This is a genomic window from Sphingomonas sp. QA11 (genome assembly GCF_028473665.1).
Classification (GTDB): Bacteria; Pseudomonadota; Alphaproteobacteria; order Sphingomonadales; family Sphingomonadaceae; genus Sphingomonas; species Sphingomonas phytovorans.
Genome location: NZ_CP098774.1, coordinates 798,617 through 812,591, shown reverse-complemented (window position 1 = coordinate 812,591; position 13,975 = coordinate 798,617). Strand labels below are relative to the sequence as shown.

At 62.0% G+C, this 13,975-nt stretch carries 11 protein-coding genes; 6 read left to right on the top strand and 5 right to left on the bottom strand.

The genetic code is table 11. From position 1 onward, the window contains the following. Positions 1-124: 124 nt before the first annotated feature. A complete protein-coding gene (locus NDN01_RS03780) occupies positions 125-721 on the bottom strand; it encodes an OmpH family outer membrane protein (protein ID WP_272625965.1) in 597 nt (198 codons plus the stop codon). Positions 722-1,441: 720 nt separating this feature from the next. Here NDN01_RS03780 and NDN01_RS03775 point away from each other — a divergent pair. From NDN01_RS03775 to NDN01_RS03750, 6 genes are all read left to right on the top strand, one after another. Then, positions 1,442-2,683 carry a capsule biosynthesis protein gene (locus NDN01_RS03775; protein WP_272625963.1) on the top strand — a complete coding sequence of 414 codons (1,242 nt, stop codon included), beginning with the start codon at positions 1,442-1,444 and terminating at the stop codon, positions 2,681-2,683. Then, positions 2,683-3,963 carry a glycosyltransferase family 4 protein gene (locus NDN01_RS03770; RefSeq protein WP_272625961.1) on the top strand — a complete coding sequence of 427 codons (1,281 nt, stop codon included), beginning with the start codon at positions 2,683-2,685 and terminating at the stop codon, positions 3,961-3,963. The genes NDN01_RS03775 and NDN01_RS03770 overlap by 1 nt, the downstream gene beginning before the upstream one ends. After that, entirely contained in the window at positions 3,957-4,775 is an 819-nt protein-coding gene (locus tag NDN01_RS03765) for an ABC transporter permease (protein ID WP_272625959.1), read from the top strand. The genes NDN01_RS03770 and NDN01_RS03765 overlap by 7 nt, the downstream gene beginning before the upstream one ends. 2 nt (positions 4,776-4,777) lie before the next feature. Continuing rightward, positions 4,778-6,052, top strand: a complete 1,275-nt coding sequence (locus NDN01_RS03760; RefSeq protein WP_272625957.1) for a capsule biosynthesis protein — start codon at positions 4,778-4,780, stop codon at positions 6,050-6,052. A 22-nt stretch (positions 6,053-6,074) separates the two neighbouring features. Further along, positions 6,075-8,447, top strand: a complete 2,373-nt coding sequence (locus NDN01_RS03755; protein ID WP_272625955.1) for a glycosyltransferase — start codon at positions 6,075-6,077, stop codon at positions 8,445-8,447. Positions 8,448-8,600: 153 nt separating this feature from the next. Further along, positions 8,601-9,827, top strand: coding sequence for a class I SAM-dependent methyltransferase (locus NDN01_RS03750; protein ID WP_272625953.1), 1,227 nt, complete (start codon positions 8,601-8,603; stop codon positions 9,825-9,827). A gap of 33 nt (positions 9,828-9,860) precedes the next feature. Here the strand turns inward: NDN01_RS03750 and NDN01_RS03745 are convergent, their stop codons facing one another. The 4 genes from NDN01_RS03745 to NDN01_RS03730 all read right to left on the bottom strand — a co-directional run bounded on the left by NDN01_RS03745 (position 9,861) and on the right by NDN01_RS03730 (position 13,943). After that, positions 9,861-10,634: an FkbM family methyltransferase gene (locus NDN01_RS03745; protein WP_272625951.1), complete on the bottom strand. Its 774-nt coding sequence runs from the start codon at positions 10,632-10,634 to the stop codon at positions 9,861-9,863. Between the two features lie 280 nt (positions 10,635-10,914). Beyond that, on the bottom strand, positions 10,915-11,655 hold the full coding sequence (locus NDN01_RS03740; RefSeq protein WP_272625949.1) for a class I SAM-dependent methyltransferase: 741 nt from the start codon (positions 11,653-11,655) through the stop codon (positions 10,915-10,917). A 123-nt stretch (positions 11,656-11,778) separates the two neighbouring features. Continuing rightward, positions 11,779-12,756: a hypothetical protein gene (locus NDN01_RS03735; protein ID WP_272625947.1), complete on the bottom strand. Its 978-nt coding sequence runs from the start codon at positions 12,754-12,756 to the stop codon at positions 11,779-11,781. Between the two features lie 92 nt (positions 12,757-12,848). Next, positions 12,849-13,943 carry a polysaccharide biosynthesis/export family protein gene (locus NDN01_RS03730; protein ID WP_272627999.1) on the bottom strand — a complete coding sequence of 365 codons (1,095 nt, stop codon included), beginning with the start codon at positions 13,941-13,943 and terminating at the stop codon, positions 12,849-12,851. Between the last annotated feature and the right edge of the window lie 32 nt (positions 13,944-13,975).

The following is a 13,975-nucleotide window of genomic DNA, read 5'->3' as shown; positions in this document are numbered from 1 at the left end:
GCGCCACCAGGACCGGCAAGCGCCAGACCTCCGACATGAACCGCGGGCCGACCGTCACACCCACCCCGGCTGGGTCCAGACCATCCACGCCGCGACGGCGCCAAGGCAGGCGCCGCCGGCGAGACTACGGCTGTGCAGGCGCAGCCGGCACCGTCTCCCGATTGAACGTGATCGTCGAGATTTTGGCATCGAGAGCCTGGGCGACCGCTTGTGTCAGGTCGTTGACCATGTTGCCGCCGATCACAGCGGTGCGATCAAGGAGGAGGCCGCATTTACGCTGGGTGTAGACTTGGGCAACCACTGGCTGGAGTTCGGTCGAAATCCGTTCGATTGCCTTGTTGCGCGTCGCCTCGATCTCCGCACCGCGTAGCCGGGTCTTCTCTTCAACCGGCCGCAGTCGCGCCTGCAGGCTCTCCTGCCTTGTCTTGCGCTGCTCGGGGCTTAGTTTCGCCTGCTCGGCATTGAAGGCCTGAATGTCAGCTTCAACCGGCTTGCGCTCGGTATCAATCTCCTTCTGGGCCTCCTCGGTGAGAACCCGAAGTCGCGCAGTTGCCGCCTGCGCCACCTTGGCGGTCGACAATACTTCCTGGCGCGACAGGAGGCACAGACCCGGAATGACCGGGCCTCCGAGTCCCTGCGCCGTCGGCGCCGGCGTGACCGTCTGGCCGTGGGCTGTTCCGGCCACGGATATCGCGGCAAGGAGGATCACGAGACGTTCCATGCAGATATTCCTCATCGAAGGACCGGATAGGTCCGGGGGATTGACGTCTTCGACCCGGGCGCTGCCTGATCGACCACTGAATTCACGGAATGCCTCTCCACAGTGAGCGGCTCAAACATTTTGCCCAGACCAATCGACGTTACGTGTGACGTTTCAGCGGTGTCGGCCATCTTTTTCCTGTCGAGGCGTCGGACAATCAAGGTCGCTAGGGTGAGCGAATCTTTGTACGCTCCATCGCGATTCGCGCGTCGTCCCGTCTGATTGAGGGCTTAGCGGATGCGGCGCGCGGGCCGGCTCGTGCTTTTACTAGCGGAAAGGTCGAAAACTTCCGGGCCAGGCACACCGACCTCAACGCCCCCCGGCTGGATCCATTGGGGTTTATTTTCGGCGGCCAGTAAAACACCGAGCCGTGGCCTCCGCGTGCTCAGCAATAAGAAGCACGAGCATTGTGCTCGCGACTCCGGGTGGGCATGTCGAAAACGAGCGTTCTGCAGAATGAGCCGTCGAGCGATGCGGGCGGCGTCGAAAAGGCGCTCCTTAGCTCGAACCCTTGTCGCGCGCGCGACAACATGGATATTCCGCGATGATCGCGCACGCCTTCCAAGTCCTCGCCAGACGGCTGGCCGGGGCGCTGCAACTGCCGCCGATTCGGCCAAGCCGGCGACGCATCATCCAGAGCAAGGCGGGGCCGCCCTGCTACAGATTTGCCGGAGCAATCGGATGACGCGCTGTCCTCCTCGCTCCTTCCTCTTCCTCCAGGGGCCGCCCGGTCCCTTTTTCGCCGAACTGGCGGCGGGCCTTGAAGCGGGAGCACATCACTGCACCCGCGTGAATTTCTGCGGCGGCGATCGCTTCGACTGGCCGGGGCCGGCATATGACTTTGCAGGGTCGTTCAGGGAGTGGCCTGAGGTCCTCAGAACTCTCATCGAGCAGGATGCGGTGACGGACATGGTCCTGTTCGGAGACTGCCGTCCGCTGCATGCCGCGGCAAGGAAAGTCGCCAACGATCTTCGGATCGCGGTGCACGTCTTCGAGGAAGGCTATATCCGGCCCGACTGGGTTACGCTCGAACGCGGTGGCGTCAACGGCAATTCCAGCCTGCCGCGTGATCCCCAAATCTATCTGGCGCTTGCCGCAGACCAGCCGCCCGTCCCGAACTTTCCGCCGATCCCGGCCAGTTTCCGACAAAGGGCGATTGAAGCATTCGTCTATTTCGCTGCCACCGCGCTTCTGACGTCTCGCTATCCGCGTTATCGTTCGCATCGGCCCGATCGCGCAACGGCCGAGTTCGCTGGCTGGGCTGCTCGCTTCTCCGGGCGTCCCCTGGCACGGCTACGGTCGGCAATCACCGCGCGACAGTTGCGGGGACGATATTTCGTGCTGCCGCTCCAACTCGATTCCGACCACCAGATCCGTGTCCATTCACCCTTCGCGGGAATGACCGAAGCGATAGAACATATCGTCGCCTCGTTTGCCGCCCACGCGCCGGAAGACCTGATCCTGGTCGTGAAGGAGCACCCGCTCGACAATGGCCTGAAGGGCTGGCGACGTGTCGTTCGAGAGATCGCGCGTCGGCATGGCGCGTCGGATCGCGTGCTCTTCTTCGAGCATGGCCATATCGACGCGCTGGTCGCCGCGGCCGAAGGCGTCGTTACCGTGAACAGCACGACCGGCACGCTGGCCCTGTCTGCCGGAACCCCCGTCGCTGTACTTGGGACGGCGGTCTATGATCTGCCCGGTGTCACCCACCAGGGCAATCTCGACTCTTTCTGGTCCGCGCCCGGCAGCCCGCAGCTCGAGATTTATGAGGCTTTCCGACGCGTGCTGGTGATGCGTTGTCTGCTCCGCGGCGGTTTCAGCAATCGAAACGGCCGCGCTCATCTCGTCCCTTCTGCCGTTGCGCGCCTCGGCCACACGATTGCGGCACAGGCGCCGACCCGCGCTGTCAAGGTGACGGCCTGATGTCAGTCAAGGCGGTCAACTCCCCAGCACCAATGAGTGAGCCCATGCCAAGAGGCTCCTGTGACCGATGGCGCGGTAACGCCGAGATCGTGCTCGATCTTTCGCGTTTGCTGTCCCGCAGCCTGCACCCGACCCCCACGGGCGTCGACAGGGTCGAAATGGCTTATGCGCGCACCCTCAAGCGCCTGATCCCGAACAGGCTGCGATTTGGCGCGGTCCATCCGACCGGGCTCTATGGCCGCTTGTCCGCGCAGGCCGTCGACGAATTTCTCGATCGCACCGAAGAGCGCTGGGAATCGGTCGGCGGATCGGAACGTCCAGCCGAGGCATGCGGCCACGCAATGAAGCAATGCTGGTCACTGCGGCCACAGGCAATCATGCCCCCGACGATTCCCCGTGTCGTCCTCCAGGTCTCTCCGCATCATCTTCAGCACTGTCGAATCGTCGCCAGCAAACTGCGCCGCGAACGCGCGCGCTTCGTCTGCATGGTGCACGACATCATCCCGATCACGCACCCGGAATATACCCGGCCGAGCGACCCCGCTCGCCATAGGCGCCTGCTCCAGACGATCGACGCTTTCGCCGACGGGATCCTCATAAACTCGAATGCAACGCTAGAGGCGCTCCTCGCCCGAATGGGCGCGCCCTTAAGAAGGCGGCCGATGACCGTTGCCCATTTCGGCGTCGACATACGACACTCTCCGCCCCGTCCGACGGCTGTCATCAACCGCCCTTATTTTGTTTGTATGGCCACGATCGAACCAAGAAAAAACCACCTGCTCCTGCTACATCTCTGGCGGTCCATGGTCGAACTCCTCGGCCCTGGCCGCACGCCGAAACTGATACTCATCGGACGGCGCGGCTGGCAAAATGAGAATGTCGTGGACATGCTCGACCGGTGCCCGGGACTTCGGGATGTCGTTCAGGAGCTTCCTCAGCCGCCCGATGCCGACCTGCGTACCCTGCTGCGTGATGCCCGGGGTATCCTCCTGCCATCTTTCGCCGAGGGTTTCGACATGCCCTTCACCGAGGCGCTGGCCGCCGGCGTGCCCGTCCTTGCCAGTGACATTCCCGTGCACCGCGAGGTTGGCGGCGAGGTCCCCGACTATCTCGATCCGATCGACGGTGCTGGCTGGCGCTCCGCGATTCTTGATTATGCCGCACCCGCGAGCATCCGCCGCGCCGCCCAACTCAAGCGGCTCGGCCGCTGGCACCCCACTAGCTGGGACACGCATGTCCAAGCAGCGCTGTCGGTCGCCGAGGAGGTGATCGCATGCTGATGGCGACAGTGCGCAGGCGTCTTTGGCGAACGATGGACGGAGCCGATGCACAACGCCATGTGATTGGCGCGCTGATCATTCGTGAACTCCACACTCGATATGGACGCGACAATATCGGCTATCTCTGGATGCTCGCCGAGCCAATGCTGTTGGCAGCGGCAGTCGCTATCATCCACGTGGGGACTGAAGGGACCGGGAATATTCACGGCTCCGACCTTCGCGCCGTCCCGTTCACGCTCACCGGCTACTGCGTCTTCATCGTATTTCGGTCAATCGTCGCTCGTTCGGAGACGGCATTGGAGTCCAACAAAGCCCTCCTGTTTCATCGCATGGTGACGATTTTCGACATCCTGTTCTCCCGTGCGCTGCTCGAATTTCTCTCGACCATCACCGCATTGGCCATTCTCCTGTCAGGTGCGGTCGCCCTTGGTCTCGCGGCACCACCCGCGCGCCCGTTGTTGTTGCTCGCGGGCGTCCTGCTGTTCACCTGGTTTTCATTCGCCATCTCAATGGCCGTTTGCGCTGCCACCTATTTCAGCCACGCGACGTCGAAAATCATTCATCCGGCCGTCTATATCGCCATGCCTCTGTCCGGGGCATTCTTCCTGCTCGCCTGGATTCCCGAGCCCTATCGTTCGTGGATCGCCTGGTCGCCGAGCGTCCAGATCTTCGAGATGGTCCATATGGGCCAGTTCGCAGGCATCGAGGAAGCGCACTTTAACCCGATATACGTCATCGGCTGGTGCCTCGGCCTCACGCTGATCGGGCTCACGGCATTACGCGTCCTGCGTCGCCATGTGCATCTGAGCTGATCATGCACGCACCGCGCGAGCCTCATCCCGGAGAACGGGCCGTCGCATCCCTGCCCGACCGTCCCTTCTTCGCCGACATGCGCGGCCCTGACACAGCCGTCCCGTTTCATGAGGCGGGGCTCGCAGGAGCGGCGGCAAAATCGTCACTGGACCGTCAGGGTATTGAAGACGATGACGAGGACGATATCGAACGAACGAGATGGCAGCGGCTCCTGCCGCTTCTGCTTCTTGTGCTGCTCCCGACTCTATTGGTTGCTGGCTTCGAATATCTCGTAGCGGCGAACCAATATGAGTCGGAGGCAAGATTCATCGTTCGCGCGCCGCAATCGATGCCCAGCGCGAGCAGCCTCGGGCAGATGCTCGGGATTGCCAATCCGACCACGCCAGCAGACGCGCACGGCGTGAGCGAGTATCTCGTTTCACACGACGCGATCGACGCGATCGGGCGACAGGAACTCATCAGCATCTTCCGTCGTCCCGAGGCAGATCCGGCAACTCGGCTCTGGTATTCCACTCCGCAGCCCGAGACATTGCTCAGCTACTATCTCGGCATGGTTCAAATCGGCGCTGCCTCCGAAACCGGCATCACCACGCTCAGGGTGCGGGCATTCCGGCCCGCGGATGCAAAGATGCTGGCTCGGCGCCTCCTCGATCTCGGCGAACACCGGGTGAACAGCCTCAATCAGCGGATGCTCACCGATGGTATGGCCGCGGCAAGCCGGCAAGTGAGGGAGGCCGAAGCTGAAGTCGAGGCATCGCAGGTTGCTCTCACACGCTTCAGGCAGGCCGGCCGCGATATCGATCCCGAGCGCACGGGGGCCGCGCAGATACAGGTTGCCGCCAGCCTGGAACAGCAAGCCGCCGCGGCACGGGCGAGCTTCGACGCAATGGCGGCGAAGATCCCGCCATCGGCGCCACAATATGCCGCAGCGGCGCGGCAGGTCCGGGCACTGGAAGCCCAGGTCGCCGGGGTGCGCGCTCGCCTCGCCGGGTCGGAGCGATCGATTGCCCCAGGCCTGGGAGAGTTCGAGAAACTGCGGGTCAAACAGGACTTCGCCGCGAAGCGATACCAGGCAGCGGCGACCAGCTATCAATCGGCGCGCGAGCAACTGCTTAAGCAGCAGCTTTTCATCGTACCGGTCGTAGAGCCCAACCTTCCCGGCAAGGCCCTCTATCCCAAACGCCTGATGATCGTTGCCACGGTCTTCTTCGGGCTCCTCCTCGCTTTTGCCATTGGCTGGCTCATCCTCGCCGGAGTGCGCGAACATGCGGCTTGATTCTCTCTCACGCGCCCTTCCGATGCTGGCGACGATGAAAATGATGCGATCGGGTGGGGTGCCGGTCACCGGACCAGTTCACCGCCTCATCGCCAATGGCAACACAGCGCGCGACCTGAACGCGTGGCCCGAAGCGGCGGAGGCATATGCCGCAGCACTGGAGCGTGCTCCTGAACTTTTCCACATCTGGATCCAGCGGGGCCATGCCCTCAAGGAGTCTGGAAACCTTGCCGAGGCGAGCGTCTGCTACGAGCGTGCGCGCGCTCTTTGCCCCGAAAACTCGGATCCGCATTTGCATCTGGGCCATGCCGCCAAGCTGCGCGGCGATATGCCCGGCGCCACCCGCCACTATTTCGACGCCGCGCGCTGCGTGCCTCCCGCGATCGACGCAATCGCGGAATTGCGGTCTCTCACCCTGAAGGGGGCTACATTCGATATGCATCAGTTCAGGGACATCATCGAGCAGCCGGGCTCGACCACTGTCTTCGAAGGGCTTGCCGATAATCAACGCCCGCACCCCGAGCCCGAGCAGGATTTCGCCGATACCGACGGTGTCGGCTCTCGGACATGTGTCGTGTTCGACGTCTCCGATCTCATCAGTTATTTCAACCACGCGCGCACCCCGAGCGGGATTCAGCGGGTGCAACTGGAAACGCTGCGCGAAGCGTTGAATGATGGCGCGCGTGACGTACGTGTCTGCGCCGTCCATGAGACAAGGGAAGAGTGGATCGAAATCCCGCCTGCCCAGTTCCTCGACCTGTGCCACCTCAGCAGGCACGGGACCGAGGCGGAATGGGCACTCACGTTCGCCAGGGTAACGGTGCGGCTGAGCGTCGAGCCGCCCTTCGTCTTTCCGCGCGGCGCGCTGCTGGTCAACCTCGGTACATCCTGGTGGATTCCGAACTATTTCATGTATGTACGCAGGGCGAAGCAGGAGGCGGGAATCCGCTATATCCCCTTCGTCCATGACCTGATCCCGCTCGTCAGGTCCGACCTCTGCCCTCCCCTGCTGGTCCGGGACTTCATGGCCTGGACGGTGAGTGTCCTCGACCATGCAGACTTCTATCTCGTCAATTCGCTATCCACACGAAACGATCTCATGAAGATCAGCACCTATCTCGGACGATCTATTCAGGCCGAGCGCATCGAAGTCGTTCGTCTCGATGCAGTCCCTGCCAAGAGAGACCTCAGAGCGACCGACCGGGGCGCCCTGGCACGCGTCGGACTTCAGCGGGAACCTTATGTGCTCTTCGTCTCCACGATCGAGCCCCGCAAAAACCATATTCTCGCGTTCGAAGCCTGGTCCAAGCTGATCGACCGGCATGGCGCCAAGCGCGTGCCCAAGCTCGTCTGCGTGGGAAATTCGGGCTGGATGAACGAACCGATCCATGGGCATCTGAAGGCCCGGCCCGATCTGGAAGCCAAGGTTCTCATCTTGTCGAATGTTTCCGACGAGGAACTCGACCAGCTCTATGACGGCTGTCTCTTCACATTGTATCCCAGCCATTATGAGGGCTGGGGCCTGCCGGTCACGGAGTCCCTTTCGCACGGCAAGGTCGCGCTGTGTTCGAGGATTTCCTCAATTCCGGAAGCAGGCGGAGACCTGGCTGACTATTTCAGCCCGGATTCTCGTGCCGAGCTCATCGAAACGATCGGGAAACTAGCCTTCGACGCTTCATATCGGCGCTCACGCGAGCGTCAAATCGCGCGCGATTTCAAACCGCGATCATGGCACGAGATCGCCGAGCAGATTCTCAACAGTGCGTCGCAATGGATCGGAATGGACGCGCCGGTTGATGCCGAGCCGCCGCAAGCGGCGCTTGGCCGATATTGTTCGTTCAGCCGTACGCTCGCGCCGCGACTATGGCCTGGCCTGCGATCGACCGAAACCTTCCGATTCGGGACGAATTGGTGGGGACGCGACCCATGGGGCTGCTGGACCAAAGCCGGCGGCGGCGCGCTACGATTCCTGGTCCCCGATGCAACCAAAGCCCACCGGGTCTATCTTGAGTTACTCGGCATGCCGAACGTGCGGTGCGAGCTTCGAATCGATGCAAATGGTCGTGAGGGCCTGCAGGAAATGGCGCTCGAGCCCAATGAAGGCAAATGGGTGCCGGTCGAACTCCCCGGGCAAGACGCGCACGACCTCCCGATTACAATCGACCTAGCTTGCGGAACCTTCGAGGACCTTCGCAAGACGGGCAACAGCGGAGACACACGAACAATCGCGGTGGGTGTACGAGGATTCTACATCTGTGAATCCGACGACGCGGACGCCCGCATGGCATTTCTGGAAGCTGTCTCGCTATCATCGATCGATACGCTTTCGGCGAATCGCCCGCCAGCCGACTTCCTGTCCCTGCAGGCTTTCCTCGAACGCGCGGTCCTGGACTAAGCCGATGTCGCTCGCCGCCTTGCAGCATTTCAGCACTGGCTTCGCGCCTAACTTGAAACGGGAAACGTAATAGCACCTCTCGACTCATTTTGGGGTCGAGCGCTCAAGCTGGCGCGACGTACCTCGCGTTTGCGTCCACTGCGGAGCCGGAAAATGAAGGAATATGGTCCAGCGGACCTCGATGCGTTTGTCGCCAGGGTCGATTCATTCGGGGGTCCCGGTTTTCCAGGGGTCGACGACTATTGGCGCGAATTCACCTATGCGCCCGCGACTTCGGTGGACACCAGCCTCGATCCGTTCGGGAGAGCCTATTTCGACCAGCAACTCGCTCTCTATCGGGAGATTTCGGGGCGAAGGCTCGACCAGAATGTCAACGAACACACGGTGTTCGACCATTCCCCCCATTTGATGGCGCGCAATCCCTACAATCACGGCGAGCCAGGGGTTCTCGCCAACCAGATCGTACAACTGGCCATGGCCATTCGCCTGGCGAATCCGCGCGCCGGCGCGCGCATGGTCGACATGGGGTGCGGCTGGGGCCTTTCATCGGAGCTCTGCTCCTATGTTGGCCTGCGAGTCGAAGCAGTCGATATCAATCCCGATTTCGTGGCCCTGGTGCGCGAGCGATCCGAGCGATACCGATACGACATCAAGGCAACTCAGGCCGCCTTCGACGACTATGTCCCAGATGCCCCGATCGACCTCATCCTGTTCTACGAGTGCCTGCATCACGCGGTCGAGCCATGGGCCCTGATCCAGCGGTTGAGCCGAATGCTTTCCACCGGGGGCAAGATCGTCGCTTGTGGCGAGCCGCTCAACCATTTCTGGTGGCCGCATTGGGGCCTGAGACTCGACCCCATGTCAGTCTATTGCATCCGCAAGCATGGCTGGTTCGAAAGCGGATGGTCGCACGACTTCATCCTCGCCTGCATGGACCGAGCCCTGCTCAATACGCATATCATCGTCAATCCGGACCCAACGATCGGGCAGTTCGTCATCGCATCCGCGGACGCGGTACTCACGCCCGAATGGATGTTGCGGAATTGCGAAATCGCCGGCGCGGTACTTGATGGAGACTATCTGGTCGCAAGCGGTGAGACGCGCATCACATTTCGTACGCCGATCGTTCAAGGTAATGCGCATCTTGCGCTCCACAACTTCCGCGGTCAGCCCGTCGAGACGAGCGTGCGGTGGAATGACGGCCCGGACATGCCTCTTTCCCTTCAGCCCGGCGAAACGCGGCTGCCCCTAGACGCCGCGGCAGCATGCGCGTCATTGACGATCGCGTCCGAGACATGGATCCCAGCCGAGGAGATCGGCAATCTCGACACGCGTCGCCTGGCGTTCCAGATCGGCGGCATCGTGGTCCAGCGCAGGTAGCGACGGCGCCGGACATTCCGGCGCGGACACGCTTCAAGCCAGCGGATAAAGGCAGAGATCGAGATGCGTGCCCCCATCGGCGTCGCGATGTTCCGCCCAGGCCGCTTCAATGCGGGTGACCGGATCGCCATCCATGATCGGCTCGCGATCCTTCTTTCGATGGAGGATTTCAAAACGATACCCCAGCTCTCGAAAAAGTTCGAGAAGCTGCACTCCGGGTACACCCGACCATCGGCTCTGGAATAAGGGGGAATATTCAAGGAAGACGATCGGGCGATCGCGCCGAAGCATCGTGATCGCGCCCATCGACGCCCGATATTCCATGCCTTCGATATCCATCTTCAGGAGATCGACCTTGCCGATGGCGGAATGAAGGAGGTCGAACGGCATGATCGGTACGATGTCATGACTTTGCAGGTCGGTCCGAGTGATGTCAGCCTCATGATCAATCACGTTGTTGTTGCTCACCCCCTGCCGCGGCAGGCGCGCGAAGCCGAGATAGTCGGAGACGCCTAGCGGAAGGAGGCGGACATTGTCCAAATTGTTAAGAACGATGCTTTGCGCAAGCAGGCCGCAATTCAGCGAGCTGACCTCGATCGCGTAGACCACGCCGCCTGGCACCACCTGGCGGGCCGCCGGCAAGGTCAGCGAGCCGATGCTGGCGCCGATATCGACCACCGTCATGCCGGGCCTGCAGAGGCTGAGGAAATGGGGAATCACCCAATTCTCATACCCTTCGGGGGCGGTAAGTTCGGCTGTCCAGCTTCTGGGCAGCAGGAACTTGCAGCCGAACGCCTGGACGATCACCTGGTCGGCCAGCGCTTCAGCCGAACCCGATCGTATCTTGAACTCGGCCGAATTGACGAACGCCAGCGCGAGCCCCCGCTCGTCAACCTGGCCCGACACGAGAAGGTTGGTGTGAAGTTCGCCACCCACCGGATCCGCGGGGCGGCCGAGCAGGGATCGATAGAAAAGGTCCACGACCGCGCGTGCATCCGCTGGCGGCATTGGAGTTGCCATGGTTGTTCCTTAGAAAATGCCGGAAGCGATGCCGCCTGCGGCAGCGCCAAGACATTTGGAGGGCATGCTAGCCAGCCTTGCGCCCATAGACGCGGAAGGCGTGATGCCCGGCATGGTCGAAATGCTCGAGACTCAGGTCGCCTAGCGCGGCGTCGACAAATATCTGGAGCGCACGCGTCATGTCATAGTCATACATTCGCATCCTGCCCGCCGGCATGATCTCGGTCGCCGCCATGACCTCAAGCTGCCGCCCGTCGAAACGCGAATAGCGGACATCCTCGAGCGAAGGCGGGAGATGGTCGTTGGTCCGATAGGCGGTCAAGTGGATAGAGGCTACGCCACCTGGCCGCAGCTGGCCGAACAACTGCCCCATCAGGGCAAAGCCCCGCTCCGGCGGAATATGCTGGAATACGAGAAAACTGTTCACCCAGTCGGCATCCCCGGCAACAAGGAGATTCTCGGCAAACGTTACGTTCCCGGCACCGCGCGCTTCGCCGTTGCGGGAGGCTTCGACGAGCATCCCGGGCGAAATGTCGACCCCGGTGACGCGATCCGCCACCTTCGCCATCGCGAGAGCAAGCCGGCCGACACCGCATCCGAAATCAATGGCGTGGCGCGGATGAAAGTCCGGGTCATAACGATCCCGGATATGAGCAATTACGGAAGCCATGTCCGCTTCGCCACTGGCAAAGAACTGGTCGCGAGTATGCGCCGTCAGGTTGTCGCGCAAATAATCCACGGATGAAAGAACGCCGAAATAGGGTTCCACCTCCCCGATCGCGGCCCAATCGGTATCAGTGCTACGCATGTCCAATCCTCTTTTGATATAGGGACCTAGTCCGCCGGCTCGCCGGAATGACCGTGCCGCTCCGCGGTTGCTGCGGGCGCCGAATCCATGCTGCCGGGCTCCAACCTTCACGGGGCGGGTCCGTCATGCCTGCTTCCGGGCAAAGAAGGTGAAAGATAGCCCCATCGGCCCCAACCGCTGCTCCGGCAGGATTTCGATCGGCACCAGGCCATGTCGCGCCAGAAGTTGCAGGATATAGGTCTGCGGCAGGGCATGGATCTCGCCGGAGTCGTCGGACTCCGACCATGCGCTCAGATAGTCGTGACTATCGTAGCCATAGTCATAGATGTGACATGGCACCTGGAAATAGGCATAACCGCCCGGATTGATCTTGCTGAGACAGGTGTGAAGCAGCATCAGGCTGACTGGCGGCGGCGCATGCTGCAAAAGCATGACCGAATAGAAGATATCGCAGTTCCAACCGCCATCGGCGGGGACGGAATCCAGAAATGAGCGGAGCGATATCAATTCAGCCGCCGGAAACACGCATTCCTCCAACGCGGCGCGACCTTGCGACAGCGCGGTCCCGCTGACTTCAATGCCCGTGAATCGCCCGAGCCGTTGCTTCACCGCCGCGGCGAGGAAGCTGACCTCGCAGCCGAGCGCAAGAACCGAGGCATCTGGCGCGAAGGCGATGCCATTGCGGTGGGCGGCGACAAAAACACGCTCCAGTTCCTCGTGTCCGATCTCGAACCGCTTCTCGCGATTCCATTTCACGCTGCGATCGTCGAACAGGCGCGGATCACGGAAGAAATGGTCATAGGCAAGGCCCCGGCCATTCCGTTCCCATCTTGCCAGCGTACGAGTCACCAGTTCCTTGCGCTGCGCGTCGCTGACCTCCATTCTCACGAGAGACGGATCATATGTGTCGCTGATCAGCCGCGAAGCGTGATGGACCTTACGACGCATTGCCTCAGCGCTGATCGCGAAGCGATTGATCAATTCCCAGAGTGTTGGCGTATCGGCCATCTGCATGACCGCGATGGTCGCGCTTTCGACCTCGCGCTCGAGGAAAAGGCGATAGCATTGCGCGACGTCGTCGAGGGTGGGCGAGCGATCCATGGCGACCTAACTCACCCGCCGGAACCGGCGCAGCCGCGACTCGCGGCCCATGGGCAGGCGACGAGGCCACGATAGGGCCCGGCATCTCAGCGTCATCGGCTGAGTGCCTTTGCCGTGTAGAAGGGCGAGAAGAACAGGCTGAGAACCTGGATCGCCTTGGTGGGAATGTTCGCGCCCGCATTGGCCATGTAGATCACATCGCGCGGGCGCATCTCGAAGCGCTGGGCGAGGAAATAGCTCTCGGGCCGACGCATGTTCAGGCGATAGGCCACTGGCCGGGATCTTTCGGCCGGCGAGCCATCATATTCCGCGGGTTCATAACGGAAGACATAGATCGCGGCGGGATCCGCCCGCTCGTCGCTTGGGCCGCCGCTGCGGCCGATCGCCTCGACCAGCGAGACGCGCGGGTTCTGGAACGGAATTTCAGCGACCTTGCCGGTCGCGCCCAGCACGGTAAACGTCCGGGGCCTGAAAGTGACGGATAGGCGATCCCGTGGCAAGAGTTGAACGTCATCGCTTGAGCCTGGCTCGATAGCGCTCAGCGGCGCCTCGACCGATTGGCCGGCCCGGTTGATCTTCACGATGCTGTCGAAGGCCGGGTTCGACGAACCGCCCGCGATGGCGATCGCATCGAGCACGCGTTCGCGTGCAAGCGTGAGTGGAATCCGCCCGGGTTTCTTCACATCGCCCTGAACGATCACCGTGTTGTTCACATTCTCGCGAATGCTCACCATCACCTGCGGGTTTTCGGAGTTACGGTGATAAGCCTGGGTGAGTTCGTCGGCGAGTTCGTCCACCGTTTTTCCGATCGCGGTGATCCGCCCGACCCATGGCAAGGTGATCCTGCCATCGCGCCCGACCGTGACGGGAGGCAGGTTTTCGCCCGAACCGGAGGCCGGCGTAAATCCCATAGACGCCGCGCGCGCGCCGAACAGTGCCGACCCGACCTCATAGATCGAGATCTGGAGCACATCGCCGGGTCCGATCGTGTCGACTTCCCCTGGCAGCGTGACAGCAGCAATCCGGCCGCGCCCCGTGGAGGGCGAGGCCATGATCTGCGAAATCGCGCTCTCCTCCACTTCGATCAGATCGAAACCATCGAGCTTCTGCTGCGCGCGACTGATTTCTCCCGCGGTGGGTCCGCTCGACGGCAGGGTCGAACATCCTCCCATCAGGATCGACAGCACCGATGACAAAACGAGGCTGCTTGCATATGGCC

What these genes read in the sequence shown, in the direction of transcription:
- NDN01_RS03760 (WP_272625957.1), top strand. Translation starts at nt 4,778, where the DNA reads ATGCACGCACCGCGCGAGCCTCATCCCGGAGAACGGGCCGTCGCATCC.
- NDN01_RS03780 (WP_272625965.1), bottom strand. Translation starts at nt 721, where the DNA reads ATGGAACGTCTCGTGATCCTCCTTGCCGCGATATCCGTGGCCGGAACA.
- NDN01_RS03770 (WP_272625961.1), top strand. Translation starts at nt 2,683, where the DNA reads ATGTCAGTCAAGGCGGTCAACTCCCCAGCACCAATGAGTGAGCCCATG.
- NDN01_RS03755 (WP_272625955.1), top strand. Translation starts at nt 6,075, where the DNA reads ATGCTGGCGACGATGAAAATGATGCGATCGGGTGGGGTGCCGGTCACC.
- NDN01_RS03750 (WP_272625953.1), top strand. Translation starts at nt 8,601, where the DNA reads ATGAAGGAATATGGTCCAGCGGACCTCGATGCGTTTGTCGCCAGGGTC.
- NDN01_RS03740 (WP_272625949.1), bottom strand. Translation starts at nt 11,655, where the DNA reads ATGCGTAGCACTGATACCGATTGGGCCGCGATCGGGGAGGTGGAACCC.
- NDN01_RS03765 (WP_272625959.1), top strand. Translation starts at nt 3,957, where the DNA reads ATGCTGATGGCGACAGTGCGCAGGCGTCTTTGGCGAACGATGGACGGA.
- NDN01_RS03735 (WP_272625947.1), bottom strand. Translation starts at nt 12,756, where the DNA reads ATGGATCGCTCGCCCACCCTCGACGACGTCGCGCAATGCTATCGCCTT.
- NDN01_RS03775 (WP_272625963.1), top strand. Translation starts at nt 1,442, where the DNA reads ATGACGCGCTGTCCTCCTCGCTCCTTCCTCTTCCTCCAGGGGCCGCCC.